This is a genomic window from Citrobacter sp. wls613 (assembly GCF_005281195.1).
GTDB lineage: Bacteria > Pseudomonadota > Gammaproteobacteria > Enterobacterales > Enterobacteriaceae > Citrobacter > Citrobacter gillenii.
In genome coordinates, this window is record NZ_SZXN01000080.1 from 44,113 (window position 1) to 70,711 (window position 26,599).

Genomic DNA, 26,599 nt, shown 5'->3' on the forward strand with positions numbered 1-26,599 from the left:
TCTATGAAAAAACTGATACTCATCGCCGTCATGGCATCTGGGCTGGTGGCCTGCGCACAATCTCCGGCGCCAAAAGAAGACAGCCGTTTGAAAGAAGCCTACAGCGCCTGCATCAACACCGCACAGGGATCGCCAGAGAAAATCGAGGCCTGCCAAAGCGTGTTAAACGTGCTGAAGAAAGAAAAGCAGCACCAGCAGTTTGCCAATGAAGAAAGTGTTCGCGTACTGGATTATCAGCAGTGTATCCAGGCGACGCGTACGGGCAACGATCAGGCCGTTTCGGCTGATTGCGACAAGGTATGGCGGGAAATCCGCAGCAAGAACACAGCGCAGTAAAATGACAGGTAAAAAACGGGCGGATAGTCTCCGCCCGTTGCTGTTTTTGTTAACCCAGAATATTCAAATAGGCACCCAGTATTGATACGACAACGATGCCAATAAGAATGCGGGAAATTTGGATGTTCTTCCCTAACAGATAATACATTACGCCAAATGCCCCCATCGGTAACAGACACGGCATAATATCGTTTAAAATCTTTTGTAACGGCACGGCATAAGCACCTTCGCCAATCACAAAGGGAACGTTCAATGAGACCATGGTGGCGGTCATTCCTCCTATGACCATCAGCCCCAATATTGCCGCACCGTAGGTGATTTTCTGCATCATTCCCGACTCCTCCATTTTTTTGAAGAAATCAGCACCCAGTCGGTAACCGCCCATCAAACAGAAGTAGCGGATAAAGTAGTGGGGAATGTTAAACACCAGCAGGAACAGTAGCGGTCCCAGAATATTGCCGGATGATGCTAATGAAATCCCCAACCCCGCGGCGATAATACGCAGCGTTCCCCAGAAGAATGAATCACCAATACCCGCTAATGGACCCATCAGCGATGCCTTCACGGCGTTGATTGAGCTGGCGTCGAAGTCATCGTCGAGCATCCGGCGCTCTTCCATGGCTGACGTAATCCCCAGCGGCAGCGTCGACAAGTGAGGCGTGGTATTAAAAAACTCCAAATGCCGGACCAGCGCGTCGGAGATTTCCTGGTCGGTTTTACACGTTTTACGGATAATGGGCACCATCGAAAAGGTATAACCCATATGCATCATACGCTCATAGTTCCACGACGATTCCATGGTCAATGAGCGGAAATAGACGCTCCAGAGATCGCGTTTGGTAATTTTGACATCAGAATTCGTTGTCATCGATGACCTCTTGTTTTTTTGCTTCGTTATTAACGAGTACGATTGCGAGGAACAGGCCAAACAGGGCGATCCCGACCAGCGGTAGTTTTAAATATGCCGCTAGTAGAAAACCAAAGAAGAAATAGGGGAATACTTTTTTGTTGATGATCATTCTCGCCAGCATGGCAAAACCGAGCGCCGGTAAGATGCCCGTGGCGATAGTCATTCCCGTCATAATATCTTTGGGGATCGATTCGAGAATGGCATTAACCACCGGCGTCCCAACATAAAAAGCAAAACCAACCAGAATCGCAAACGGCACGGAACAGGCGAGGGTAGAGTAAATATGCATGCGGACCACGCCGCTGATATTGGCATTTAACGCATGTTTGTCTGCGCGACGGCAAAATATCGGCAAGACAAAGATATACACGGCGTTTTGTAATACCAATACCAACGTAGCAATAGGTACCGCAAGAGCTACGGCAGTGGCCACGTTTTGCCCAGAGGCAATGGCAAAGGCGGTGCCTAAAATACCGCCAGACGTCACATCAGGGGGATTAGATGCGCCAATCTGGAATGCGCCTAACAGCACAAGTTCAATGGCCGAACCAATAATGATGCCATTGGTGAGATCGCCCATAATTAGCCCCACCAACGGCCCCATTACGATCGGACGTCGGAGCATGGCGGTACCGAAGATGGAGTCCAGGTAACCGACACAGGATAAACCACCCAATAAAAAGGATTGCATTAGTAAGCTCATATCCACTACCTCATCCCAGTAAGGCGATAGCTTTCAGTCGGGTATCGTTCGGTACTTGCCTGATCTCAAGTTCGACACCTTTGTTATCCAGTTCTTTTAATTGTGTAACGTCGTGGTCGGTAATAAATATGGCTTTTGATATTTGACGCGTGCCCGGTGCAGATTTAATCCCACCCAGATTGATACTGACAATTTTTTCGTATTCCATTGCCAACGCGTGTGCATCATTAATCGATGCAACAACAATAAAGAGGTTATATTTTTCTGTCGCGCCGCTTTGTAAGGCTTTGATCGAATCTGCAATATTTTTAATAACCAATTTAACGTTATTCGGTCGCGCCAGGCGCATGGCCGTCATTTTTAACTCATCATTGATGATGTCATCATTGGCAATAAGAATGCAATCGGCCTGCAGCGCCGCAGTCCAGGCAAAAGCTACTTGGCCATGTAATAAGCGATGGTCTACACGTAATAATTTAATCATTTTGTTTAACCTTTTGCATTAGCTGTGAAACGTGTTCGGCACAGACATCGCCGGTGTCTTTATAGGTATCTTTGAAATAACTTCCTACCACTGCACCTGAACCCATGGTCAACTGATGCTGACAATTGTCGAGGGTGATCCCGGCACCAATAATTAATGGAAAGTCACCAATGATGGCCCTGAATTCGCGGATTTTATCTTCATCTGTTTCCTGTCCGGTGGCATCACCGGTGACGACAATGGCGTCACAGCGTTGCATCCCTAGCGTCAGGTCTTCCTGCAAGCTGCGTCCAGATTTGTAGGGTTGATACTTGAAACGTACACCACCGAATACGGCAAAAGAAGCATTGCGACGATTTTCCTCAATAAATTGGGCAAATGAGAGGTCTTCATCGACAGGCAAATGTCCGGCAACAGAATCTAACTGGATAAAGCTGGCGTGATATTTTTTGGCTAACTCAAACCCTTTCTTATCATCGTCTAACAGATTGACGCCGTAGGTAATACCCGGTTGAGTGCTGTCGAGGTAATGCAGCACGCTTTCAACTTGTGCAGGGGTGCCAAAATAGTTTTCAACAATCACCGCATCTACGCCATTTTGTTGATAGATAGCGATCTCTTTTTTTGCATTTTCGAGGACATCACGGTCGTTTTCACCTTTCAAATGCAGCATGGCAAGAATGAATTTATTGTCACCAAATAACGTTTCAACTTTATTTTTCATGTTCGCTCCTGGCATTAAAAATCATCTGATTTTGGGGGGCTGTTGAATAACACATCATTGCAGTACTGGATGGTTTCTTTGGATTCCAGAACGGCGGTTCTAATTAGCGCTTGGGTGTCGTCGGTATCGGGGTTTTCCAGAATCAATGCAATCAGTAACGGTAAATTGAGTCCGGTGATTAAATGCAGGCGCGGATCGTCAAGATGAGTAATAAACTCGTTAGTCACGCTTCCCTTAGAGATATCGGTGATCACAATGGCTTCATCTTGGCTGCCCAACGTGCTCATGAATTTTTGTACGCTGAGTTTGATATCAGGCACATCCTCGGTGTAGGCACACAGCGTGGAAATATCTTCATTTTTACCCACGACCATTTCCAGTGAATCCCTGATTCCATCAGCAAATCTGCCATGACTGGCGAACAAAAACTTACGCATACCGCTCCATGCTCCACAATGAGTGACGACACTACAGGCGTCGCCATAAATGATGAGACTGAATTGAGATAGCAGGAATCATGCCAGCTAATGTCAAAACGGAAGGAGGTGAGAGGGGAGGGTTAATCCATTAGTATGATTTTAAAGGATTAATTTGGTTTTATAATATCGTAAATATAGCCGATTTCGCTGAACGGAATGGTGACACTATAGGTATCTTCTATGACACTAAAGGCATCCTGAATCATGCACAGTGTTTCTTTATCACTTTGACTAAGCGTCTGCTGTGCCGGGTAGTTCTCAAGAGGAATCTGACGAATCAAACGTTCCAGCATGCAGCTGGCATGGACATACAGGTTAATCTTCGTCTCATTGGCTAAGCGTTTTTTGAGTAATCTTTCGAGAGTACTGATACAGATATCAAGGTGCTCAAGGATTTTTCCGGTATCCAGAATCGTCAACTGAGCGATGACCCGCTTGAGCGAAAAGTTATGTACCAATCTGTCGTTGATGGTCTGAATCATATCGGTATCAGCAATGCCCTGGAAAACCGTTTCCAGGCGAACATCACCCCGGCCGCTGATCAGGTCATCCAATGAAATATAGGGAATAAAGGGGATATCCGGATTAGCTGTTCCGACAACAGCAATAATGTCATAGAACTGAGACAGTGACTGGCGGGAGGACTCTGAAAGCAGTAGCTGGTGGTCATAGGCGATAACATCCACCCCTGCTTCTTTCGGAATACTGTCTTCCAGCAATGTCTGTATTCGCTGCGCAGTACCCATTCCGGTATAGCAGCTGGTAATGATTACTGGACGTTTGACCTGCTCTGAATAGATGATTTTACTGTCATTCTTTTGGTAAGAGGTGACGTTCTCAACAATGCTTTCCAGCGGAGCGTTATCTAATAATAACTCACCGACGTGTAGCGCCATTGCCGTGGAGACATTATTAATAATGGCGACAGGGAAATGGATGCTTTTATTGAACTCAGAGTAAATATCCGTTAACGACCCCATATCTACCAGAATGACCAGCCCATTGGACATATCATTATCATTAATGTACTGCAGTATATTACTGGCGATATCTTTGATGGCCGTGTCGATAGGCATATCGAAGGAGGCAAAAAGGGTTTCACCCAACATGCGGTTCACGACATTGGCAATACTGCTGGCCGTTGCATAGCCATGTGCCAGAATGACCGCTTTGGTTCGTGGTGCAACGGCCACCATCTTCATACTTTTCAAATATAGCGTGAAGAAAACGTCATCTTCCTGGGTAATCTTGAGATCAAATCGCTGGGCGATCTGTGTTGATAACATACTCGCAATCAGGTTCTCTTCTGCCAAATGTTGGCTAATATACTGATGTAAATTTTTGAGCGTTTTTTTATGCGCCAGGATGCCGTCATTACCCTGCTTATTTTTAGTGAATAAATACCATGCTAAGCCGTACAGTCGATTACCGTTAAATTGGACCGAATGTTTGCTTTCTATCTGCTGAACAATATCCTGGATAGTATTGAGATGTGAATAAATGGCCGGGTGATCGTTTTGTGCTGTTGGGTTAAATATGATCTTATCGAACAGCGTATCGATTTCACGAGAGACTTCTGGGAGCAGTACATTTTCGCTATTTTGCTGAAACAGGCTGAAGATCTTATCCCAGAATTCACTAATAAAATGGTTCAACGGTACTACAGGGAGAACCAATTGCTGTAGCGTCATCGAAGGGGTAAATTCGACAGCGGTTCCTACAACCTGGTGATTAATTTGCACACCATGCGGCATAAAGCTGTCTGGTAGATCGTCTAAGTGTAAAGAGAGGCACTGATCTGCTTGAGACTTTGCAAAACGCGTGGCACTCAGGCAGGTGATGGTATTTTTTAATTCACCGATATTTCCGCTGTAGATGTGTCGTTTTAAGACGTTCAGCACCTGTGGGGACAGTTTGATATTTCGCTTGAGCAGTTTCGACTCATGCAGGAAAAAGGCATAAATAAACTGGATTTTTTCCGCTTCACCGCGCTGTTCCAACGAAGGAATGGCTATATTCAGCGGGATACGACGTATAAACGTTTCCAGAAAATACTCTTTGGGCGAGACGGTTGTGGCGAAAACCAGTCTGACCTGAGCGCTGATTTCTTTTTCGCTTTCCCCCATGCGACGAAAACGCCCGGTATCCATAAAGGTGAATAACTTTTCCTGACCCTCCGGATGTAAGCGGTGGATCTCATCCAGAAATAGCACCCCTCCATCGGCTTTTTGCAGAAGTCCTTCGCTGGTTTTATCTGCCCCTGTAAATGCACCTTTGATATAGCCAAAGAGGTGACTCGAAAGCAATTCAGGGTTGTTGGCATATTGAGCACAATTGAACGCAATAAATGGCGCGGTGGGGGGCAGGATTTTCTTCTCCACAGCTCGCTGCCAGGATAATTGTGCCAGCATGCTCTTACCGCTGCCGGTCGGGCCATACAGCATTACTGATAGACCGTGAGGGGGATAACAGATCGCGGTATTCAATTTTTCTATAACGGGGACTAAACTTCCCTGGGAACCGATCAATCCGGCAAACGTGTCTTGTTGTTTATATTGATGCTTTTTTAGCTCAGCGGCGCCAGAGAAGACGGACTGACTGACACGAAAAAACTGTTCTTCAAAAACGGCTTTGTGCAGAAAATAGACGGGCCGGGTATTTAGTTTTATGACCAGATTATCGTCAATGAGCTGATTCAGATAGTGGCTGATGGTATTACGCTTCACATTGAAGTGTTCTGCCATCGTTTGGGCCGTATGAAAGTCGTCCAGCGAGTCAAAAGAAAAATGACGGGTCTCTTCTGCCAAAAATGCAAAGATCTCTTCTTTTAACACCGTGAGCCTCTTAACTGTTCCATGCGGGTTCTAACGTCTGGTGCGCATATAAAAGTAACAAAAATAAAATGTTGTGGGACATCATGGCTCATTTGGAGTTTTTGAGTCATCACGTTTTCTACGCGTGTTATTTTGATTTAGCCGCGGGGGAGGTTATCACATTTTGCGGATAGTCGGCGGATGGTTGGCGGTGATTGTGACTATTTCGTACTTAAATTTTACTGATACGTTAATCCCCGGCTCAACGTTGAGCGGGGGACTGACGTGATTCAAAACTTATTTTGCAACACCGTCGTGCGCATGCTCATCTTCGCGGCAATCGCCTTCAGCGCAGTGGCCGTAAAGATAGAGGCTATGATTCGTTAAACGAATACCATGTTTAGTGGCAATCTCACGCTGGCGCGCTTCGATAGAGTCATCGCTGAATTCGACCACTTTGCCACAGTCGAGGCAAATCAGGTGATCGTGATGATGCTGTTGAGTCAGTTCGAAGACGGATTTGCCCCCTTCGAAATTATGTCGGGTCACGATACCGGCATCATCAAACTGGTTCAGTACGCGATACACGGTCGCCAGACCAATCTCTTCACCCATATCGATCAGGCGTTTGTATAAGTCTTCCGCACTGACGTGATGGTTATCCGGTCCCTGAAGAACTTCCAGAATTTTTAAACGAGGAAGCGTTACTTTCAGGCCAGCCTTCTTTAATGCGGTATTGTTGTCAGTCATGCGGAATCTGTCCTGTAGCTAAACGGTTCACTTCATTAAAAGAAGTGACAGAAAATGCACTTGAGATAATGCGTATCATTATAGAACTGCCACGCCTAAATGAAAACTGCAAGCCTCTGGCAAATATTGTTAATCAAAACGTGGTATCGCCAACAAACACACTGTGCAATACCCGATTGGCATCCAGCCATTGTACAGGGTCAGGCGAGAAAGTTACAAATTTGTAGCAATTATTTTGATTGGTTTTATCTATTGATGCGGCACAGATGAAGATCTGCGCCGCACGAAATTAGGCGTTAATAATCTCGTCGAGATGCAGTTCCGCTGAAATCTGCTTAACCCATTTTTCAACGCGTTCTGCGGTCAGTTCAGGCTGGCGATCTTCATCGATAGCCAGGCCGACAAAGTGGTCGTCGTCAGCCAAACCTTTGGATGCTTCAAAGTGGTAACCCGCCGTTGGCCAGTGACCGACGATGGTTGCGCCGCGCGGTTCGATGATGTCGCGAATCGTGCCTAACGCATCGCAGAAATATTCTGCGTAATCTTCCTGATCGCCACAGCCAAACAAAGCAACCAGTTTACCGTTAAAATCAATGTCTTCGAGGGTCGGGAAGAAGTCGTCCCAGTCACACTGCGCTTCACCGTAGTACCAGGTCGGGATGCCGAGCAGCAGAATGTCATACCCTTCCAGGTCTTCTTTGCTGCTTTTTGCAATGTCATGTACATCGGCAACGTCTTTACCAAGCTGTTTTTGAATCATTTTTGCGATGTTTTCGGTATTACCGGTGTCGCTGCCGAAAAAGATGCCAGTGATTGCCATGAGTAAAATAACCTCTTGAAACTTATTGAAATGGTGGTGGCGCATTGCCCACGGATAAGGGCAATCATAGCAGAACAGTCAGGCATGCGGAAACAGCAAACACGCTGGACTGCACTCTGTGCTACACGATTTATGATTTATACCCGTCATACTTCAAGCTGCATGTGCGTTGGCTTTCCTCGCTCACCCCAGTCACGTACTTATGTACACTCCTGGAGATTCGCTGCGTCGCCGCCTTGATGCAACTCGAATTATTTAGGGTATAGAGCAGAATTTCAGACTATGCCTGACCACGCAATGTGGCGAGTTGGATCATCAGCATCTCTTCAATGAGTTCACTGCGGCTCATATTACGCGCATCAGCCAGCTCATTCAGCGCGTCAACGGCGTCGGCGTTCAGTTTCAGTTCGACACGCTTAAGCCCACGAACTTTGTCGCGTTTAAGCTGATTACGTTTGTTAATACGTAACTGTTCATCACGCGAAAGCGGATTGGTTTTGGGTCGTCCCGGGCGACGCTCCTGCGCGAACAGATCTAATGTCGTACGGTCCGTTTGTTCTTTGGCCATGATCTTGGTGACTTCGGGGAAACAATCAGCCAGGCGTCTGCCCGGATGGATAGCGCGCCATCATACATCAGCAGGGGAGGCGAGCCAACGCCCACGCACGTAATCGCGCGCGGACGCTGAGTTTTTAATCAGTTAGCCTGTTCTGTCAGATAACGACGGATGGCGCGCAGCACGGCTTCGGGTTTTTCTGCATGCACCCAATGGCCCGCGCCGGCAATAACATGTGCCCGTGCCTGGGGAAATTGCGCCAGCAATGGGGCACGATACGCTTCAGTAACGTACGGTGAGTTCCCCCCAGGGATGAACAGCGCCGGGTGATCCCAGGCCGGAATGGTTTCCCAGCCGACAATATGCGGATACTGATCCCACAATACCGGGACGTTAAAGCGCCATTCACCGTCTATAAATGATTTCAGCAGAAACTGGATCACGCCTTCTTCTTTAAGATGTTGGCGCATCACGCTAGCCGCCTGCTGGCGCGACGCGGCTTCTGCATCCGTCACCGCATTAATCGCCGCAAATATCTCATCGTGACGGCGGACCTGGTAATCAACCGGGGCAATATCGATAGCCACCAGCTTATCGATACGTTCCGGTGCCAGGGCGGTTAGCGCCATCACGGCTTTGCCCCCCATTGAATGGCCAATAAAGGTGGCTTTTTCTATCTGTTGGGCATCCAACGTATCCAGCAGATCTTGCGCCATCGCCGGGTAGTTCATCTCCGGAGAACGGGGTGAGAGGCCATGATTTCGCATATCAACCTGGACGATATTGTGATCGACAACCAGAGAGCGGGCCAGTATGCCCAGATTGTCCAGGCTGCCAAACAGCCCGTGCACCAGGACGATGGGAGAATTATTGTGCAGGTTTTGTGCAGATTGCGCTCGGATATTCAATTTCATGGCAAAGTTCTTTTTTTCACGCTAGCGGGTTAGGGTATCATGTTGACCATTCTGCCACACGGCTGCAACAACTACGGTTACTCCGAGTTTTTCCGGCCATCGGGCTTGACGCTATCCGCTGTTGGGATTTGCCTTTACACTACGCGTGTACAGTCCCAACAACTTGTATTCAGCTAAACACCGCACTGGATTAAGATGAAAACGATTGAAGTTGATGATGAACTCTATAGCTATATTGCCAGCCATACCAAGCATATCGGCGAGAGCGCATCCGACATTTTACGGCGTATGTTGAAGTTTTCCGCTGCATCACAGCCTGCCACGCCGGTGGTGAAAGACGTCCGCGCCGTGCAACCTGTCGTGGAAGCCAAGCCGGTTAACCCTGTAAAAGACAAAGTGCGCGCCATGCGTGAACTGCTGCTTTCCGATGAATATGCGGAACAGAAAAAAGCAGTGAATCGCTTTATGCTGGTGCTGTCTACACTCTATTCACTGGATCAACACGCGTTTGCCGAGGCAACAGAATCGTTGCATGGTCGCACGCGCGTCTATTTTGCAGCGGATGAACAGACGCTGCTGAAAAATGGTAATCAAACCAAGCCGAAACACGTGCCAGGCACGCCGTATTGGGTGATCACCAACACGAATACCGGCCGTAAATGCAGCATGGTTGAACACATCATGCAGTCAATGCAATTCCCTGCGGAATTGATTGAAAAGGTTTGCGGAACAATTTAATCCTTGCATTAGAAGGACCAGGCAATGGCAATCCACAATCGTGCAGGTCAACCTGCACAACAGAGTGATTTGATTAACGTCGCCCAACTGACGGCACAGTACTATGTACTGAAACCAGAAGCAGGGAATGCAGAGCACGCCGTTAAGTTCGGTACGTCCGGGCATCGCGGCAGTGCAGGTCGTCACAGTTTTAACGAACCGCATATTCTGGCTATCGCTCAAGCGATTGCTGAAGAACGTGCGAAAAACGGAATTACTGGCCCTTGTTATGTGGGCAAGGACACTCACGCGCTGTCTGAACCGGCATTTATCTCTGTACTGGAAGTGCTGGCGGCAAACGGTGTTGATGTCACCGTGCAGGAAAATAACGGCTATACGCCAACGCCCGCCGTGTCTAACGCTATCCTGGTCCACAACAAAAAAGGCGGCCCGTTGGCTGACGGTATTGTGATCACACCGTCCCATAACCCGCCGGAAGATGGCGGGATTAAATACAACCCGCCAAACGGTGGTCCGGCAGATACTAACGTCACTAAAGTGGTGGAAGACAGGGCCAATGCACTACTGGCCGATGGCCTTAACGGCGTGAAACGTATTTCACTGGATGCGGCGCTGGCGTCGGGTCACGTGAAAGAACAGGATCTGGTGCAACCGTTCGTTGAAGGATTGGCAGACATCGTCGATATGGCCGCGATCCAGAAAGCGGGCCTGACGCTGGGTGTTGATCCGCTGGGTGGCTCCGGTATCGAATACTGGAAGCGTATTGCTGAGCACTACAAACTGAATCTGACCATCGTTAACGATCAGGTTGATCAGACCTTCCGCTTTATGCATCTCGACAAAGATGGCGCCATCCGTATGGACTGCTCCTCTGAGTGTGCCATGGCGGGTCTGTTGGCGCTGCGTGATAAGTTCGATCTGGCGTTTGCCAACGATCCGGACTACGACCGTCACGGCATTGTTACCCCGGCTGGGTTGATGAACCCGAACCATTATCTGGCGGTGGCAATCAACTACCTGTTCCAGCATCGTCCGCAGTGGGGCAAAGAGGTTGCTGTCGGTAAAACGCTGGTGTCCTCCGCGATGATTGACCGCGTGGTGAATGACCTGGGTCGCAAGCTGGTGGAAGTGCCGGTTGGCTTTAAATGGTTCGTTGACGGTCTGTTTGACGGCAGCTTTGGCTTTGGCGGTGAAGAGAGCGCGGGCGCGTCATTCCTGCGTTTCGACGGTACGCCATGGTCGACGGACAAAGACGGGATCATCATGTGCCTGCTGGCGGCGGAAATTACCGCGGTTACCGGTAAAAATCCGCAGGAACACTATAATGAACTGGCCGCGCGCTTTGGTGCGCCAAGCTACAACCGTTTACAGGCTCCCGCGACGTCTGCGCAGAAAGCAGCGCTGTCTAAACTGTCTCCGGAAATGGTTAGCGCCAGTACGCTTGCCGGTGACCCGATCACTGCACGTCTGACCGCTGCACCAGGTAACGGTGCCTCCATTGGCGGTCTGAAGGTGATGACCGACAACGGCTGGTTTGCCGCACGCCCGTCCGGCACCGAGGACGCCTACAAGATTTACTGTGAAAGCTTCCTCGGCGCTGAGCATCGCCAGCAGATTGAGAAAGAAGCGGTTGAGATTGTCAGCGAAGTGCTGAAAAACGCATAAGGCGTAGACCGGATGACGATGCTCGCGTCGCCATCCGGCATGAATTATAAAAGCCGGATAGCTTATATGCTGATCCGGCTTTTTTATTCAGCATCTGTTCACGGCATAAACCGATAACCAATCCCGGTTTCGGTAATAAAGTGACGTGGACGGGCCGGGTCCAGCTCGAGCTTCTGGCGCAAGTGCCCCATATAGATTCGCAGGTAGTGGCTGTGCTCGACGGCATTGGGTCCCCATACCTGGTTTAACAACTGGCGTTGGGTGAGCACTTTACCCGCGTTGTTCAGCAGGACCGCAAGCAGGCGAAACTCAATCGGCGTCAGATGTATTTCCTCTTCACCACGGTGTACCAGCCGCGCGGCAATATCCACTTTAATGTTTGAGAATTGAACCACCGGTTCGGGCGTTTGCCCGGTTGCGTGGCGGCGTAAGGCCACGCGTAAACGCGCCTGCAGCTCGCCAATACCAAACGGTTTGCTGAGATAATCATCGGCACCGGCGTCCAGCGCGGCGATTTTGTCGCTCTCCTCACTGCGGGCAGAAAGCACAATCACCGGGATGGCACTCCATTGTCGCAGGTCGCGAATAAAATCGATGCCGTCACCGTCCGGCAGGCCGAGATCGAGAATGATGAGATCGGGTTTTCGCGTGGCCGCTTCCAGCAGGCCACGTTGCAGCGTTTCTGCTTCGTAAACGCGCAGGCCATCGGCTTCCAGCGCGGTGCGCAGAAAGCGGCGAATGGCCTGTTCATCTTCAACAATCAGTACGTTTGTCACATATCCTCATGAAAATCTTCAAGTTCAGGGGGCGTTTCCTGCGGGAGTGTAACACGGAAGCATGCGCCACCCTGCGGTCGATTGTGGGCGGTAATCGTCCCGCCGTGTACGTTCACAATCGCCTGACAAATAGCCAGTCCCAGCCCTACGCCCGGTACAGAGGATTCTTTGTTTCCCCGGGAGAACTTGTCGAAAATAGCGTGCTCCTGGCCCGCTGGAATGCCGGGGCCATTATCCCATACATCCAGAAACAGATGCTCACCTTCTACCTGCGCATCAATGCCGATTTGCGCCTGTGGACCTGCGTACTTAATGGCGTTTTCCAGCAGGTTAATCAGCACCCGTTCAAACAGTGGACCGTCAACGTGAATCAGCGTCAACGGCGCCGGAAGCGACAGATTAATCGGCGCGGCTAAGCCAGGTTCCAGCATTTGCAGGGCGCTACCTACTACTTCTTCCAGCGTTAACCACTCCTTCTTAAGATTAAAGCCGCCAGATTGGATCCGCGCCATATCCAGCAAATTATTGACCAGCCGGGTGGTATTGAGCACGTGCTGGCGAATTTCGCTGGCCTGGCGGGCGTGGGGAGAACCTTCGCTGGCGAGATCCAGCGTTAAAATCTCCGCCTGACCGAACAGCACCGTGAGTGGTGTGCGTAAATCATGGGAGAGGGCCGCCAGCAGGGCATTGCGGATGCTCTCTCGTTCGCTGGCCAATCGCGCCAGTTCTTCGCTGGCGGTCAGCGTCAGGCGTTCGAGCGCACTGGCAACCAGCAGGGTAAAGGTTTCCAGCAGACGCTGCTGTTCCGGGATCATCAACTGACGCAGGTTTCCCGGCTCCACTACCAGCAGCCCGTGCGTTTTGTCAGCGCTTTTCAGCGGCAAGATTTGATACGGCACGCCGGGCAGGGTATCGGTGCCGGCACCTGCCGGTTGTCCTTTATCAAAACTCCATTGGGCAATGGCGTCATCCCACGGCGTCATGCCCTGCTGCTCTGTCAGCGGTGCCAGCTTTCCGTGCTCATCCGGCAATAACACCTGGCTGCGGGCCTGAAAGGTGGAGGCGATAAACTGTTCGCTGGTGGTGGCGATATCTTTCTGGCTACGTCCCACGGCCAGCGCTTTGGACATCTCATACAGATGACGCGTTCGCTGCTCCCGATAACGCGCGACCCGCGCCTGATAGCGCACGCCTGCGGTCAGATTCCCAATAACCAGACCAACCGTTAACATGACCGCAAAAGTGAGCAGATACTGGACGTCTGAGACGGCAAGCGTCCCGCGTGGTGCAATAAAGAACAGATCGAAGCTGGCGACGTTGATCATGGTCGCCACTACCGAGGGCCAACGACCATAAAACAGGGCGATAACCACCACGCCTAACAGATAGAGCATCACCAGATTGGCGGCATCAAAGGTAACCAGCCATTGCATGGCAATCAGCGTGGTGATGGCGCACAGCGCGGCGGCCACCACACAGCCCTGAATTTGTACCCGCCATTTATCCTTAAAGGTGCGGGTATCCATGGTTTGGGCTGCCGCGCGTGGTGGAGGCTCGTCCAACGCGACAATCATCAGATCGAGATCTGGTGCACGATGAGCCAGCTTGTCGGCAAAGGAATCGCTGCGCCACCAGCGGCGCGTGGTTGGCCGTCCCAGCACAATTTTTCCCAGGTTATGCTCCCGGGCGTAGCGAATCACCGCCTTGTCTTCGGCGGGATCGGAAAGGGTGGCGGTTTCCGCACCCAGTTCCTGTGCCAGCCGTAGCGCGCTTAAGATCGCACGGCGCTGTTTTTCCGGGAGCTGATGCAGCGCCGGGGTTTCGACATACACCGCGTGCCACACGCTGCCAAGGCGAGCAGCCAGACGTGCGGCGGCGCGTACCAGCTTTTCACTGCCGGTATTGTGTCCAATACACAGCAAAATAGCGTCGCGGGTGTGCCAGACTTTTTCCTCTCCCGGTCGTCCTCGCCAGGCGCGCATTTGATCGTCTACTCGATCGGCGGTACGGCGTAGGGCCAGTTCGCGCAGGGCGATTAAATTACCTTTGCGAAAGAAATGTTCGATTGCCCGTTCCGCCTGACCGGCGATGTAGACCTTGCCTTCGTTGAGGCGCTGGCGTAAGTCGTCAGGCGGCAGATCGACCAGCACCACATCATCGGCAGCATCGAAAAAGGGATCGGGGACGGTTTCACGCACCTGAATACCGGTCACGCCGCTGACCACGTCGTTCAGGCTTTCCAGATGCTGCACGTTAACGGTAGTAAAGACATCAATGCCCGCTTCCAGCAGCTCTTCAATGTCCTGCCAGCGGCGGGGATGGCGCGAGCCTGGCGCATTACTGTGCGCCAGTTCGTCCATTAATATCAGCGCCGGGCGGCGGGCGAGGGCCGCATCAAGATCGAACTCGCTGATGCGTCGCCCGCGGTGAGTCTGACGTTTTAACGGCAGTACGGCGAGACCGTCCAGCAGCGCGGCGGTCTCTTTGCGTCCGTGGGTTTCCACCACACCGATCAACACATCCAGGCCTTGCGCCCGCAGCCGCTGGGCCTCTGCCAGCATGGCCCAGGTTTTACCCACGCCGGCACAGGCACCGAAGAAAATTTTCAGTTTTCCACGATGCGGGGCGGTCGTTTGTTCCAGTAAACGGTCCGGATCGGGGCGTAAGGGTTCGCTATGCATGTCCTTTGTCTCAGTGCTTATCCAGCGCTAAATTAAGTTCCACCAGGTTCACCACCGGTTGACCGATAAAACTGACCAGCGGCTTTTGCGTGTATTGTGCAACCAACTGCGTAACCTCTTCAACGCTGAGGTTGCGCGCATGTGCCACGCGTGGAATCTGCCTGGCAACGGCCTCTGGCGTCAGGTTATTATCCAGCCCGCTGGCGGATGCGGTTACTAACTCCACAGGAACGACAGGGCTGGCCTGCGGGTTGGCGGCACGCAGCGCAGCGATCCGGCTTTGTAGTTGCTTATCCAGCTCCGGGTTGCTGGCGGCCAGATTACTTCCACCCGAACCCATTGGATTATAGGGTATTTCCGCCGTTGCTGACGGGCGTCCCTGAAAATATCCGGCGGCGGTAAAGTGTTGCCCGATGCGTTCAGAACCGCGGATCGTCTGACCTTCGCGGATGAGCGACCCGTTGGCCTGATGGGGAAACCACCACTGCCCCAGTGCGGTGGTCAACAGCGGGTAGATCCCGCCGGTAATAAGCATCAGGAAAAATAATGTTGATAATGCAGGACGTAATCCACTCATCTGAAACCTCACACCAGACCCAGCAGGGTCAGCAGTAAATCAATCACTTTAATGCCGATAAATGGCACGACCAGGCCGCCGAGGCCGTAAATCCACAGATTGCGGCGTAACATGGCGGAGGCGGACAACGGTTTGTAGCTCACCCCTTTCAGTGCCAGTGGGATCAGAAAGACAATCACCAGCGCATTGAAGATAACCGCGCTGAGGATTGCCGAATCCGGCGAATGCAGACGCATCACGTTAAGCGCGTTGAGCTGCGGATAGGTGGCGGCAAACGCCGCCGGAATAATGGCAAAATATTTGGCGACGTCGTTGGCAATACTGAAGGTGGTCAGTGAACCGCGCGTCATCAGCATCTGTTTGCCAATGTGGACCACTTCGATAAGCTTGGTGGGGTTAGAATCAAGGTCCACCATGTTGCCCGCTTCTTTAGCCGCCTGGGTCCCGGAGTTCATGGCGACCGCAACGTCTGCCTGCGCCAGTGCGGGGGCGTCGTTCGTGCCGTCACCGGTCATTGCCACCAGACGGCCTTCCGCCTGGTACTGACGAATCAGCGCCAGCTTAGCTTCCGGTGTGGCTTCGGCTAAAAAGTCGTCCACCCCGGCCTCCGCTGCAATCGCGGCGGCAGTCAGACGGTTATCGCCGGTAATCATCACCGTTTTGATACCCATTTTGCGTAGCTGGGCAAACCGTTCTTTGATCCCGCCTTTGACGATATCTTTCAGGGCAATGACGCCCAGAACGCGCGAACCTTCGACAACCACCAGCGGCGTCGCGCCAAGACGGGCAACGTTTTCCACTTTCTGTTCGACATCTGCAGGGAAGTGTCCGCCGTTGGCCTCAACGTGACGACGAATGGCGTCGACCGAGCCTTTACGGATCATGCGGTTGTCGATGTTAATGCCGCTCATCCGGCTTTGCGCGGTGAACGGCACAAACGTGGCGTGCAGCGATTGCACATCGCGTATGCGCAGATTAAAGCGCTGTTTTGCCAGAATCACGATGCTGCGACCTTCCGGCGTTTCATCCGCCAGTGATGAAAGCTGTGCCGCGTCGGCCAGCGTTTTTTCGTCGACACCGTGGGCGGGAATAAAATCTGATGCCTGACGGTTACCCAGCGTAATGGTGCCGGTTTTATCCAGCAACAGTACGTCGACGTCACCTGCTGCTTCGACCGCCCGCCCGCTGGTGGCGATCACGTTCGCGCCGAGCATTCGGCTCATACCGGCCACGCCAATCGCCGAGAGTAGCCCACCAATAGTTGTCGGGATCAGGCACACCAGCAGGGCAACCAGCACCGTGACGCTAACTGCACTGCCGCCCCAGGCAGAGAACGGCCACAGGGTGGCGGTTGCCAGTAAAAAGACGATGGTCAGGGCTATCAGCAGGATTGTCAGCGCGATTTCGTTGGGCGTCTTACGCCGCTGGGCGCCTTCAACCATGGCGATCATCCGGTCGAGGAAGGTTTCACCAGGGTTCACGCTGCATTCGATAACCAGCCAGTCGGAAAGAATGCGGGTCCCGCCGGTTACGGAAGCAAAATCACCGCCGGACTCACGGATAACCGGCGCAGATTCCCCGGTAATGGCGCTTTCGTCCACCGATGCGCCACCTTCAATGACCTCGCCGTCGCAGGGAATAATATCGCCTGCTTCCACCAGCACGATATCGCCTTTGCGTAGTTCCTCTGCGGGAACATGATCCATTTCTGCACCGTATTTCGGTTCACGCAATTTGCGGGCAAACGCCGTCTTCTTAACGCCTTTCAGGCTGTTGGCCTGAGCTTTACTGCGTCCTTCCGCCAGCGCTTCGGCAAAATTGGCAAAAAGGACGGTGACCCACAGCCAGAGGCTTATCGCACCGGTAAACAGGGGATTGCCTGTCATGTGCCCGGTTGCCATTGCAACGGTTAACAAGGTTGTCAGCAGGCTGCCCAGCCAGACGATAAACATCACCGGGTTGCGCCACTGAGTATGTGGGCTTAACTTTTTGACTGCGTCCATCAGCGCGTGTGCGACCAGAGACGGTTCGAACAGTGCCAGTTGTTTGCGACTCATAACAATGTGCTCCGTATCGCTCAACGTAAAGAGAGGTATTCTGCGACCGGGCCAAGCGCCAGTGCAGGAATAAAGGTAAGGGCGCCAACCAGTAACACTGTACCGATCAACAACCCGACAAACAGTGGGCCGTGAGTGGGGAGCGTCCCCTGGCTTGCCGGTTGGATCTTTTTAGCCACCAGCGAACCGGCAATTGCCATCACTGGAATAATGACCCCAAAGCGGCCGAAGAACATGCACAACGCCAGCAGGCAGTTCCAGAAGGGGCTGTTAGCGCTTAACCCGGCAAAGGCGCTGCCGTTGTTGTTGGCGGCAGATGACACGGCGTACAGTACTTCGCTGAAACCATGCGGGCCGGGGTTGAGCATGGCGCTGCGTCCGGCGTCGCTCATCATGGCTATCGCTGTACCGAGCAGCACCAGCGCAGGCGTCACCAGAATCGCCAGCGCGGTCATTTTCATTTCCCGCACGTCGATTTTCTTACCCAGATATTCCGGCGTGCGCCCGATCATCAGTCCGGCAATAAACACCGCCAGCAGGACGAACAGCAGCATGCCGTACAAACCGGAGCCCACGCCGCCGAACACCACTTCGCCAATCTGCATCAACCACATCGGTACCATCCCGCCCAGTGCGGTGAAGGAGTCGTGCATCGCGATGACCGCCCCACAGGAGGCCGCCGTTGTGACGACCGCGAACAGACTGCTGACCAGTACGCCAAAGCGGCTCTCTTTCCCTTCCATATTGAGACTGCTGTCTGCGCCAAATGCCAGCAGATGTGGGTTTCCTTGAACTTCCGCCCACATCACAATCGCCACGCAGATGACAAAAATCAGCGACATGGCCCACAGTAAGGTGCGTCCCTGACGGCGATCGCCCACGACATCGCCAAAGGCAAAGCACAGGGCGGCAGGAATGCAAAAGACAGCCAACATCTGCACCATATTGGTCAAGGCGGTTGGGTTTTCAAACGGATGCGATGAGTTAGCATTAAAGAAGCCGCCGCCGTTGGTACCGAGCATTTTAATGGCCTCCTGCGAGGCAACCGGTCCCATTGGTAACAGCTGCTTGACGCCTTCAAGGGTGGTGAATGACTGATAGGGCAGCAGGTTTTGCAGTGCGCCTTGCTGAATAAAGAACAGGGCAATAAGCAGAGAAAGAGGGAGCAGGATCCACAGCGTAATGCGCACCAGATCCACCCACGCATTGCCCAGGGTATTCATACTCTGGCGCGTAAAGGCGCGGATTAGGGCAAAAATCACCGCAATACCGGTCGCCGCAGACAGGAAGTTCTGCACGGTTAAGCCAGCCATCTGACTAAAGTAGCTTAAGGTGGTTTCGCCACTGTAAGACTGCCAGTTGGTATTGGTGACAAAGCTCACGGCGGTATTCAGCGCAAGATGCCATGACAGCCCCGGTAGCTGCTGAGGATTCAGTGGTAACAAGTTTTGCGCCATCAGCAGGGAAAACAGCACCAGCAGACCCAGGATATTGAGCATCAGGATCGCCAGCAGGTACTGTTTCCAGTTCATCTCATGTTGTGAAACGCCTAACCCGCGCCAGAGAATACGCTCAACACCGGTTACGCCCGGAAGGGGGATGTTGGTGATGAGTCGTGCCAGCACGGCACCCAGCGGTCTGGCGATGACAAATAACACCAGTAAGAAACTGGCGATGAGTAAAAATCCTTGTGCCGCCATCAGAACGCCTCCGCCTTAATCAGGGCATACACCAGATAACCGAGTAATAAAAAAACCAGCACAATGCCAGTTATCACGCCTGCACTCACGGTGCACCTCCTGTGACATCAATGTGATAACCAGAGCGTAGGTTTTTGGTTGCAAAGATTTCGCAAAAATTGGCGGGTGGGGTGTAAAAAAAGTATAAAAATGGCAAAGACCGTTATTTAACTAATGATTAGTATTAATTTAACTTTTATGTAACCTAATTACAGTTTCAGGCTAAACGGAGCATCAATAGATAAAAATAAGTGGTCGGATGAGTAGCAAAATTACACACAAGGCGGTATTATTTTCATCAGTTAACCAAATTTATTTTCCGGTGCTATTCACCGAACAGATATAGGGGAGAGGATTATGGACTTGTATAAAGAATATCCAGCGCACATTGTCTTATTACGCCGTACTTTCGCCGTCGTGGCGGGCGTGCTGGCGCTGCCGGTCATGCTGTTCTGGAAAGACCGTGCCCGTTTTTACAGCTACCTGCACCGCGTCTGGTCGAAAACCAGTGATAAACCGGTGTGGATGGATCAGGCTGAAAAAGCGACCTGCGATTTCTATTAAGTCATCGTAATTGCTAAAAAAACCGCCAACAGCAATGTGGCGGTTTTTTTATGCACGGACGTCTACACTTACCCGAATAACGGATAAGGAGTCGTGATGAGCAAGAGAATTCCTGTGGGTATCCACACCTGTGTTACGGCACCTGCGGTTGGTTGTTCTGCCAGAGAAGCCTGCCCGTTTGACGACAGTACCCTGGTACGTATTTATGCATTGCATGAACTGTATAAGCTTCACCAGCGGGGGCTAACGCGCGGAGCGTTGATTGACTATCACACCCGCTACAAACTGATCCTGCTGGCGCATTCCCAGCCAGAGTATCGTGAACTTGGCCCCTTCGTTGCGGCCATCCACGAATGGCAAAGTCTTGAGGCGTTTTTTAATGAGTACCGCTTACGACTGACGCATTTGCTGTTCAATAATGCAACCCGACGTAATCACACCAATGTCCTGATGCACGTTCAGGGTTATTTCCGCAATCAACTCGATCTGCATCAACGTCAGGAACTGACCTCGATAATCGATAGCTATCGACGTGAAGCGCAGCCACTGCTTGCACCGTTAATGCTCATCAAACACTATATGGCCGAGCACCCGAACACCTGGCTGTCCGGGCAACGTTATTTTGAACTCTGGCCGGCAATTCTGGATTTGCGCGGCAAAAATTAATTTATCTGCGGGAGTTTTATGACCACGCATCTGGTCTGGTTTCGGCGTGATTTGCGCCTGCATGACAATCTTGCTCTTGCGGCGGCGTGTCGGGATCGTTCAGCCCGGGTGCTGGCGCTATATATCGCCACCCCAGAACAATGGGCGGCGCATGATATGTCTGCGCGTCAGGCGGCGTTTATCAGCGTGCAGTTGAATGCGCTACATGCGGCGTTGGCAGAAAAAGGGATCCCGCTGCTGTTTCATGAAGTTGCCGATTTTGCTGCCAGCGTGGAGACAGTAAAACGTGTTTGCGCACAGCATGACGTCAGCCGACTGTTTTATAACTATCAGTATGAAATCAACGAACGGCAGCGTGATGCAAGGGTCGAGAAGCAGTTGCCTGACGTCGTGTGCGAAGGCTTTGACGACAGTGTGATCTTACCCCCGGGCGCGGTTATGACCGGCAATCATGAAATGTATAAAGTCTTTACGCCGTTTAAAAATGCCTGGCTGAAGCGAATTAAAGACGGCATTCCGGAATGTGTTAGCGCGCCAATGGTGCGGGATAGTGGGGCGCTCACCGCGCCGTTAACGCCACTCACGCTGAATTATCCGCAGCAGGATTTTGATGCAGCACTTTTCCCGGCACAAGAAAAACGGGCTATCGCGCAGTTACGCCAGTTTTGTCAGCAGGCCGCGAGTGACTATGAACAACAGCGTGATTACCCGGCCATTGAAGGCACCAGTCGCTTGTCTGCGAGTCTGGCCACGGGCGGGTTGTCGCCGCGTCAATGCCTGAACCGTCTGTTAGCCGAACAGCCGAAGGCGCTAGAGGGCGGTGCCGGGAGCGTATGGCTAAATGAACTTATCTGGCGTGAATTTTACCGACATTTAATGACCTGGTATCCGGCGCTGTGTCGGTATCAACCGTTTATTCGCTGGACTGACCGCGTGCAATGGCAGAACAACGCGGCGCATCTTCAGGCGTGGCAGACGGGAAATACGGGATACCCCATTGTTGATGCCGCGATGCGCCAGCTTAACGCTACCGGCTGGATGCATAACCGTTTACGCATGATCACCGCCAGCTTCCTGGTAAAAGATCTGCTGATTGACTGGCGTAAAGGGGAGCAGTACTTCATGTCGCAACTGATCGACGGCGACCTGGCGGCCAATAATGGTGGCTGGCAGTGGGCTGCGTCTACCGGAACCGATGCTGCACCGTATTTTCGCATTTTTAACCCTACAACTCAGGGGGAGAAATTCGACCGCGACGGTGAGTTTATCCGCCGGTGGGTTCCCGAGTTGCACGAGGTACCTGGTAAAGCAATCCACGACCCGTGGACGTGGGCAGAAAAAGCGCAGGTTACCCTCGATTATCCCCGTCCGATTGTAGATCATAAACAGGCCAGGCTAGCGACGCTGGCGGCCTACGAGGCGGCACGCAAGGGGTGAGCGTACGGTTTATTTCTGCGTACTACCATCCGGTAGCATGAATGCGTTGCTGCCGGGCGCATTTAGAATTGGAGCGTGTACGCAAGGCTGTGAATGCCTGGATGCGCGCGTCACGCTCGGGCAGTAAAGTCCCGTCATCTTCTTTCAGGTGACGGAACACGATGACAACGCCAGCGACGTCCACACCGCATGATGCGGTATTCAAAACATTTTTACGCCATCCCGAAACAGCGCGCGATTTCCTCGACATTCACCTTCCGGCTTCTCTGCGGACGCTTTGCGATTTATCCACGCTGAAACTGGAGTCAGAGAGCTTTATCGACGCTGATTTACGTTCCTGCTACTCCGATGTGCTCTGGTCTTTACACACACGCGAAGGCGATGGTTATGTTTATGTTGTTATAGAGCATCAGAGTTCAGCCGATCCGCATATGGCCTTTCGTCTGCTGCGTTATGCGATGGCAGCTATGCAGCGCCATCTGGACGCCGGGCACAAGGAATTACCGCTGGTTATTCCGATGCTGTTTTATCATGGCTGTCGAAGCCCGTACCCGTATTCACTGTGCTGGTTGGATGCGTTCGCCGATCCCGTGGCGGCAAAGCAACTTTATGCCAGCGCATTTCCGCTGGTGGATATAACGGTTGTGCCAGATGACGACATCATGGCTCACAGGCGAATGGCGTTGCTGGAACTGATGCAAAAGCATATCCGTCAGCGGGATTTGATGGGGCTGGTAGAGCAACTGAGCACACTGCTACTAACAGGTTGCACTAATGACACGCAGCTACAGGCGATGTTTAATTACATTCTGCAATCCGGCGATGAATCTCGTTTCACTGAATTTATGCAAGAGATGACGCAACGGATCCCCCAACACAAGGAGAGGCTGATGACTATTGCGGAGCGGTTACGGTTAGATGGAGTACAGGAAGGACTGCAACAAGGGCTGCAACAAGGACTACAGCAAGGTAAGCAAGAAGCCGCGTTGCGTATTGCGCTAACCATGCTGGCACAAGGAATAGATCGCGAAATGGTATTACTGATTACCGGTTTGGCTGAAGAGGATTTGGCAGCGAATAATGCGTAACCGTCTGATAAAAAACAGGCCCGACTCATATGACATCATCGGGCCTGTTAACTCAGGACTCTAGCGCCAGCGCGCGTTTTTTAAATTTAAGTGACTGGTACAGCCAAATCAGCAGCACCAGCGCCACGCAGGCCAACGCACCCCAGGTAATTTCGCTAAAGACGTCAATATACGCGTTGATGGAATAGTTGATGGCCCCGGAGGCATCAAACGCGCCTTGTGACGTCTGGTCGGCAATCACCCCCGCCAGATAGTTGGCAATAGCGCCGGACAGCAGCATATAGATTCCGGTTAACACGCCGGTGACGCCAGGGATCTCAATGCGCGTAATCTGCGACATGGCGACCGGGTCGATAAACAGTTCGGCAAATCCCATTACCGCCAGCCCCAACACCATCAGCGGCATCGAGGAGTGGCCGTAAGCGGCGGACCAGCGGGCGCTTAAGGTCAGAATACAGAATCCGGCGCTCATCAACCCTAGGCCGAGGGCAAATTTTCCCCAGATGCGCACGGTACGATTACCACTGACGCTTTCTTTGACTACCCAGGCCAGCACGATGCCGCACAGCATCACGGCAAAGGCGTTAACCGACTGGAACATGGCGGTAGGAATGGAATATCCCAGAATATCGCGATTCACAAAGCGGTCGATATACAGGCTGATGGAGCTGCCGCCTTGCTGTGCAAAGGCCCAGAATAACAGACTGAAGAACGTTAGCGTGACGATAAGCCCCAGTTCTTTGCGCTGCTTTTGCGTTTGTGCCTGACGGTAAATTTTAGCCAGAACGACCAGACCAATGACGGTGGCGACGATTAGCGCATATACGGACCACTCTTTCCAGAACAGAACGGTAATTAGCAGCGGTGCGGCGACCAGCAGCACTAACAGCCAGGCCCAGTTTGGCAGAACAAACGTTCTGGCACACAGGACCGTTTTGTTGACGCCGGTTGTATGGGTGAAATGCCGGTTGCCGCACAAGAAAATTACCAGTCCTGCCAGCATACCAATTGCGGCCAGCGCGAAGCCCATCGCCCAGCTGTATTCTTCCTGCACATAGCCACAGGCAATGGGGGCGATAATCGAACCGATATTTCCGGCGGCGTAGAGCAGTGAGAACCCGCCGTCGCGGCGCGGATCGTCGTTGTGATACAGCTCACCCAGCAGGCAGCTAATGTTGGATTTAAACAGACCGTAGCCGCAGACAATGATCGCCAAAGATAAATATAGGAACGCTGGCGCTATTTCACTGGCACCCAGTACCAGGTGCCCAACCGCCATTAACAATGCGCCAATCATCACCGCCATACGGTTACCAAGGACCTTATCCGCCAGGTATCCGCCAAGAATAGGCGTGACATACACCAGCGAACAGTAAGCGCTGAACAACGCATACGCATGAGTATCGTTGTACTTGAGTTGGTTGGTGAGATACAGGATCAGCAGGGCGCGCATGCCGTAAAAACTGAAGTATTCCCAAATTTGCAGCGCGACGACGTAATAAATTGCGCGTGGCTGAGATGCGTGTTTATTCATTCTATTCTCGAAGTAAATGCCTCACGCCAGGATGAACGTACTGCGTGAGCGTGTTTCCTTGAAGTTATAACTTTGATACAGATCTGATTATTTTTGCAATATGCTGTCTGATTGCATAAATATACATGAATAAAATCACGTAGTGGTAAGCAATTTACGTTCAAACGGCGAGTGAGTGTTTCTTGATGTGTCAGTGAAATGGTTATCGACGAATGGAGGCGGGGACGCTATTTTACATAAGCAGTATTGCTGATTGGACAGGCAGAAATTATGACAACGAGGGCGATGATGAAAAACACCGAGCTGGAACAACTGATCAACGACAAACTGAACAGTGCCGCGATTAGCGACTATGCGCCGAATGGTTTGCAGGTTGAGGGCAAAGAGACGGTGCATAAAATCGTGACCGGCGTGACCGCAAGCCAGGCATTGCTGGATGAGGCTGTGCGCCTGGGCGCTGATGCGGTCATCGTTCATCACGGTTACTTCTGGAAAGGCGAATCGCCGGTAATTCGTGGCATGAAGCGCCATCGTCTGAAAACGCTGCTGGAAAATGACATCAACCTGTATGGCTGGCACTTGCCGTTGGATGCTCACCCGGAGCTGGGTAACAACGCACAGCTGGCGGCGCTGTTGGGCATTACCGTGATGGGTGAAATCGAGCCGTTGGTACCGTGGGGTGAACTTGCCATGCCGGTGCCGGGGCTAGAATTTGCCTCGTGGATTGAGGCGCGTTTAGGGCGTAAACCATTGTGGTGTGGCGATAGCGGGCCGGAAAAAATTCAGCGCGTTGCCTGGTGCACCGGGGGAGGGCAGAGCTTCATTGATAGCGCGGCCCGTTTTGGTGTTGATGCATTTATTACCGGCGAAGTCTCAGAGCAAACTATTCACTCAGCCCGTGAGCAGAGGCTGCATTTCTATGCCGCTGGACACCATGCCACCGAACGCGGCGGTATCCGGGCGTTAAGTGAATGGCTGAATGAAAATACCGAGCTGGATGTATCGTTTATCGATATTCCTAACCCCGCCTAATGAATCAGGTTGTAAAAAGAGGGACGAAAGTGCAGCGAGCGCGTTGTTATCTGTTAGGTGAAACTGCGGTGGTTCTGGAACTGGAACCCCCCATTACGCTGGCGACCCAGAAACGTATTTGGGGTTTGGCTCAGCGCCTGGTTGATGCCCCGAATGTGCTTGAAGTGATCCCGGGTATGAACAATATCACGGTGACGCTGCGTAATCCGCAAACCCTGGCGCTGGATGCCATTGAACGTCTGCAACGCTGGTGGGAGGAGAGTGAAGCACTGGAGCCGGAGTCGCGTTTTATTGAAATTCCGGTGACCTACGGCGGAAAGCAGGGACCGGATCTGGCCGATGTCGCACAACACAGTGGATTAAGCGAAAAGCAGGCCGTTGAATTGCATGCATCTGTTGACTATGTGGTCTGGTTTTTAGGCTTTCAGCCAGGGTTCCCCTATCTCGGGAGCTTACCGGAACAACTGCATACTCCACGACGTGCGGAACCGCGTCTGATTGTTCCAGCAGGTTCGGTCGGTATCGGCGGCTCACAAACCGGTATCTATCCGCTCGC

Annotated in this window: 27 protein-coding genes; 9 read left to right on the forward strand and 18 right to left on the reverse strand. The window is 52.0% G+C overall.

The genetic code is table 11. The features are described from left to right. Positions 1-3: 3 nt before the first annotated feature. The gene (gene chiQ / locus FDX01_RS19135) at positions 4-336 is read left to right on the forward strand and encodes a ChiQ/YbfN family lipoprotein (RefSeq protein WP_115259086.1); all 333 of its coding nucleotides are present in this window, start codon (positions 4-6) and stop codon (positions 334-336) included. Positions 337-385: 49 nt separating this feature from the next. Here chiQ and FDX01_RS19140 read toward each other — a convergent pair whose 3' ends face one another. From FDX01_RS19140 to ybfF, 11 genes are all read right to left on the reverse strand, one after another. Continuing rightward, a complete protein-coding gene (locus tag FDX01_RS19140; RefSeq protein ID WP_115259085.1) occupies positions 386-1,204 on the reverse strand; it encodes a PTS system mannose/fructose/sorbose family transporter subunit IID in 819 nt (272 codons plus the stop codon). Next, complete coding sequence (locus FDX01_RS19145; protein WP_115259084.1) at positions 1,188-1,949, reverse strand: PTS sugar transporter subunit IIC; 762 nt, start codon at positions 1,947-1,949, stop codon at positions 1,188-1,190. Before FDX01_RS19145 ends, FDX01_RS19140 begins: the two co-directional genes overlap by 17 nt. Before the next feature lie 10 nt (positions 1,950-1,959). Continuing rightward, on the reverse strand, positions 1,960-2,433 hold the full coding sequence (locus FDX01_RS19150) for a PTS sugar transporter subunit IIB (protein ID WP_115259083.1): 474 nt from the start codon (positions 2,431-2,433) through the stop codon (positions 1,960-1,962). Further along, positions 2,426-3,157 (reverse strand): BtpA/SgcQ family protein, encoded by a 732-nt coding sequence (locus FDX01_RS19155; protein WP_197970841.1) that lies wholly within the window; start codon positions 3,155-3,157, stop codon positions 2,426-2,428. Before FDX01_RS19155 ends, FDX01_RS19150 begins: the two co-directional genes overlap by 8 nt. A gap of 14 nt (positions 3,158-3,171) precedes the next feature. Further along, entirely contained in the window at positions 3,172-3,594 is a 423-nt protein-coding gene (locus FDX01_RS19160) for a PTS sugar transporter (protein ID WP_137400293.1), read from the reverse strand. A 149-nt stretch (positions 3,595-3,743) separates the two neighbouring features. Beyond that, entirely contained in the window at positions 3,744-6,470 is a 2,727-nt protein-coding gene (locus FDX01_RS19165; protein ID WP_137400294.1) for a sigma 54-interacting transcriptional regulator, read from the reverse strand. Between the two features lie 276 nt (positions 6,471-6,746). After that, the gene (gene fur / locus FDX01_RS19170; protein WP_117342236.1) at positions 6,747-7,199 is read right to left on the reverse strand and encodes a ferric iron uptake transcriptional regulator; all 453 of its coding nucleotides are present in this window, start codon (positions 7,197-7,199) and stop codon (positions 6,747-6,749) included. Further along, on the reverse strand, positions 7,192-7,278 hold the full coding sequence (locus FDX01_RS19175; protein WP_117342237.1) for a ryhB-regulated fur leader peptide: 87 nt from the start codon (positions 7,276-7,278) through the stop codon (positions 7,192-7,194). The genes fur and FDX01_RS19175 overlap by 8 nt, the downstream gene beginning before the upstream one ends. A gap of 210 nt (positions 7,279-7,488) precedes the next feature. Then, entirely contained in the window at positions 7,489-8,019 is a 531-nt protein-coding gene (gene fldA / locus FDX01_RS19180) for a flavodoxin FldA (RefSeq protein WP_167456047.1), read from the reverse strand. A gap of 280 nt (positions 8,020-8,299) precedes the next feature. Next, complete coding sequence (ybfE, locus tag FDX01_RS19185) at positions 8,300-8,587, reverse strand: LexA regulated protein (RefSeq protein WP_096757867.1); 288 nt, start codon at positions 8,585-8,587, stop codon at positions 8,300-8,302. Positions 8,588-8,715: 128 nt separating this feature from the next. Then, entirely contained in the window at positions 8,716-9,489 is a 774-nt protein-coding gene (gene ybfF / locus FDX01_RS19190) for an esterase (protein ID WP_137400295.1), read from the reverse strand. A gap of 195 nt (positions 9,490-9,684) precedes the next feature. On the opposite strand from ybfF, the gene seqA reads away from it, so the two are divergent. Next, a complete protein-coding gene (seqA, locus tag FDX01_RS19195; protein WP_096757864.1) occupies positions 9,685-10,227 on the forward strand; it encodes a replication initiation negative regulator SeqA in 543 nt (180 codons plus the stop codon). 24 nt (positions 10,228-10,251) lie between these two features. Continuing rightward, complete coding sequence (gene pgm, locus FDX01_RS19200; RefSeq protein WP_137400296.1) at positions 10,252-11,892, forward strand: phosphoglucomutase (alpha-D-glucose-1,6-bisphosphate-dependent); 1,641 nt, start codon at positions 10,252-10,254, stop codon at positions 11,890-11,892. Positions 11,893-11,990: 98 nt separating this feature from the next. Here the strand turns inward: pgm and kdpE are convergent, their stop codons facing one another. From kdpE to kdpF, 6 genes are read right to left on the reverse strand one after another with little or no spacing between them, the layout of a single operon-like run. Then, positions 11,991-12,668, reverse strand: a complete 678-nt coding sequence (kdpE, locus tag FDX01_RS19205; protein ID WP_115259071.1) for a two-component system response regulator KdpE — start codon at positions 12,666-12,668, stop codon at positions 11,991-11,993. Next, positions 12,665-15,349, reverse strand: a complete 2,685-nt coding sequence (kdpD, locus tag FDX01_RS19210; RefSeq protein WP_117342240.1) for a two-component system sensor histidine kinase KdpD — start codon at positions 15,347-15,349, stop codon at positions 12,665-12,667. Before kdpD ends, kdpE begins: the two co-directional genes overlap by 4 nt. Before the next feature lie 10 nt (positions 15,350-15,359). Beyond that, complete coding sequence (kdpC, locus tag FDX01_RS19215) at positions 15,360-15,926, reverse strand: potassium-transporting ATPase subunit KdpC (RefSeq protein WP_137400297.1); 567 nt, start codon at positions 15,924-15,926, stop codon at positions 15,360-15,362. A gap of 8 nt (positions 15,927-15,934) precedes the next feature. Next, on the reverse strand, positions 15,935-17,983 hold the full coding sequence (gene kdpB, locus FDX01_RS19220) for a potassium-transporting ATPase subunit KdpB (RefSeq protein WP_115259068.1): 2,049 nt from the start codon (positions 17,981-17,983) through the stop codon (positions 15,935-15,937). Between the two features lie 20 nt (positions 17,984-18,003). Next, positions 18,004-19,683 carry a potassium-transporting ATPase subunit KdpA gene (kdpA, locus tag FDX01_RS19225; RefSeq protein WP_137400298.1) on the reverse strand — a complete coding sequence of 560 codons (1,680 nt, stop codon included), beginning with the start codon at positions 19,681-19,683 and terminating at the stop codon, positions 18,004-18,006. Next, positions 19,683-19,772 carry a K(+)-transporting ATPase subunit F gene (kdpF, locus tag FDX01_RS19230; protein WP_008456132.1) on the reverse strand — a complete coding sequence of 30 codons (90 nt, stop codon included), beginning with the start codon at positions 19,770-19,772 and terminating at the stop codon, positions 19,683-19,685. Before kdpF ends, kdpA begins: the two co-directional genes overlap by 1 nt. A 307-nt stretch (positions 19,773-20,079) precedes the next feature. On the opposite strand from kdpF, the gene FDX01_RS19235 reads away from it, so the two are divergent. From FDX01_RS19235 to FDX01_RS19250, 4 genes are all read left to right on the forward strand, one after another. Beyond that, positions 20,080-20,286 (forward strand): YbfA family protein, encoded by a 207-nt coding sequence (locus FDX01_RS19235; protein ID WP_096757857.1) that lies wholly within the window; start codon positions 20,080-20,082, stop codon positions 20,284-20,286. 96 nt (positions 20,287-20,382) lie between these two features. Beyond that, entirely contained in the window at positions 20,383-20,952 is a 570-nt protein-coding gene (locus tag FDX01_RS19240; RefSeq protein WP_137400299.1) for a DUF1722 domain-containing protein, read from the forward strand. Between the two features lie 18 nt (positions 20,953-20,970). Then, entirely contained in the window at positions 20,971-22,389 is a 1,419-nt protein-coding gene (gene phrB, locus FDX01_RS19245; protein WP_137400300.1) for a deoxyribodipyrimidine photo-lyase, read from the forward strand. A 161-nt stretch (positions 22,390-22,550) separates the two neighbouring features. Beyond that, positions 22,551-23,477 carry an Rpn family recombination-promoting nuclease/putative transposase gene (locus tag FDX01_RS19250; protein WP_137400301.1) on the forward strand — a complete coding sequence of 309 codons (927 nt, stop codon included), beginning with the start codon at positions 22,551-22,553 and terminating at the stop codon, positions 23,475-23,477. 52 nt (positions 23,478-23,529) lie between these two features. On the opposite strand, the gene dtpD is transcribed toward FDX01_RS19250, so the two are convergent. Continuing rightward, complete coding sequence (dtpD, locus tag FDX01_RS19255) at positions 23,530-25,011, reverse strand: dipeptide permease DtpD (protein WP_137400302.1); 1,482 nt, start codon at positions 25,009-25,011, stop codon at positions 23,530-23,532. 288 nt (positions 25,012-25,299) lie between these two features. Between dtpD and ybgI the strand changes: the two genes are divergently transcribed. Then, a complete protein-coding gene (gene ybgI, locus FDX01_RS19260; protein ID WP_137362466.1) occupies positions 25,300-26,043 on the forward strand; it encodes a radiation resistance protein YbgI in 744 nt (247 codons plus the stop codon). Positions 26,044-26,072: 29 nt separating this feature from the next. Then, positions 26,073-26,599, forward strand: a 527-nt coding sequence (gene pxpB, locus FDX01_RS19265) for a 5-oxoprolinase subunit PxpB (RefSeq protein ID WP_249361023.1), incomplete at its 3' end; no start/stop codon positions are given.

Bases quoted from the DNA above. Each gene is read 5' to 3' on its own strand.
- chiQ (WP_115259086.1), top strand. From the start codon at position 4: ATGAAAAAACTGATACTCATCGCCGTCATGGCATCTGGGCTGGTGGCC.
- FDX01_RS19140 (WP_115259085.1), bottom strand. From the start codon at position 1,204: ATGACAACGAATTCTGATGTCAAAATTACCAAACGCGATCTCTGGAGC.
- FDX01_RS19145 (WP_115259084.1), bottom strand. From the start codon at position 1,949: ATGAGCTTACTAATGCAATCCTTTTTATTGGGTGGTTTATCCTGTGTC.
- FDX01_RS19150 (WP_115259083.1), bottom strand. From the start codon at position 2,433: ATGATTAAATTATTACGTGTAGACCATCGCTTATTACATGGCCAAGTA.
- FDX01_RS19155 (WP_197970841.1), bottom strand. From the start codon at position 3,157: ATGAAAAATAAAGTTGAAACGTTATTTGGTGACAATAAATTCATTCTT.
- FDX01_RS19160 (WP_137400293.1), bottom strand. From the start codon at position 3,594: ATGCGTAAGTTTTTGTTCGCCAGTCATGGCAGATTTGCTGATGGAATC.
- fur (WP_117342236.1), bottom strand. From the start codon at position 7,199: ATGACTGACAACAATACCGCATTAAAGAAGGCTGGCCTGAAAGTAACG.
- FDX01_RS19175 (WP_117342237.1), bottom strand. From the start codon at position 7,278: ATGATACGCATTATCTCAAGTGCATTTTCTGTCACTTCTTTTAATGAA.
- fldA (WP_167456047.1), bottom strand. From the start codon at position 8,019: ATGGCAATCACTGGCATCTTTTTCGGCAGCGACACCGGTAATACCGAA.
- ybfE (WP_096757867.1), bottom strand. From the start codon at position 8,587: ATGGCCAAAGAACAAACGGACCGTACGACATTAGATCTGTTCGCGCAG.
- ybfF (WP_137400295.1), bottom strand. From the start codon at position 9,489: ATGAAATTGAATATCCGAGCGCAATCTGCACAAAACCTGCACAATAAT.
- seqA (WP_096757864.1), top strand. From the start codon at position 9,685: ATGAAAACGATTGAAGTTGATGATGAACTCTATAGCTATATTGCCAGC.
- pgm (WP_137400296.1), top strand. From the start codon at position 10,252: ATGGCAATCCACAATCGTGCAGGTCAACCTGCACAACAGAGTGATTTG.
- kdpD (WP_117342240.1), bottom strand. From the start codon at position 15,349: ATGCATAGCGAACCCTTACGCCCCGATCCGGACCGTTTACTGGAACAA.
- kdpC (WP_137400297.1), bottom strand. From the start codon at position 15,926: ATGAGTGGATTACGTCCTGCATTATCAACATTATTTTTCCTGATGCTT.
- kdpB (WP_115259068.1), bottom strand. From the start codon at position 17,983: ATGAGTCGCAAACAACTGGCACTGTTCGAACCGTCTCTGGTCGCACAC.
- kdpA (WP_137400298.1), bottom strand. From the start codon at position 19,683: ATGGCGGCACAAGGATTTTTACTCATCGCCAGTTTCTTACTGGTGTTA.
- FDX01_RS19235 (WP_096757857.1), top strand. From the start codon at position 20,080: ATGGACTTGTATAAAGAATATCCAGCGCACATTGTCTTATTACGCCGT.
- FDX01_RS19240 (WP_137400299.1), top strand. From the start codon at position 20,383: ATGAGCAAGAGAATTCCTGTGGGTATCCACACCTGTGTTACGGCACCT.
- phrB (WP_137400300.1), top strand. From the start codon at position 20,971: ATGACCACGCATCTGGTCTGGTTTCGGCGTGATTTGCGCCTGCATGAC.
- FDX01_RS19250 (WP_137400301.1), top strand. From the start codon at position 22,551: ATGACAACGCCAGCGACGTCCACACCGCATGATGCGGTATTCAAAACA.
- dtpD (WP_137400302.1), bottom strand. From the start codon at position 25,011: ATGAATAAACACGCATCTCAGCCACGCGCAATTTATTACGTCGTCGCG.
- ybgI (WP_137362466.1), top strand. From the start codon at position 25,300: ATGAAAAACACCGAGCTGGAACAACTGATCAACGACAAACTGAACAGT.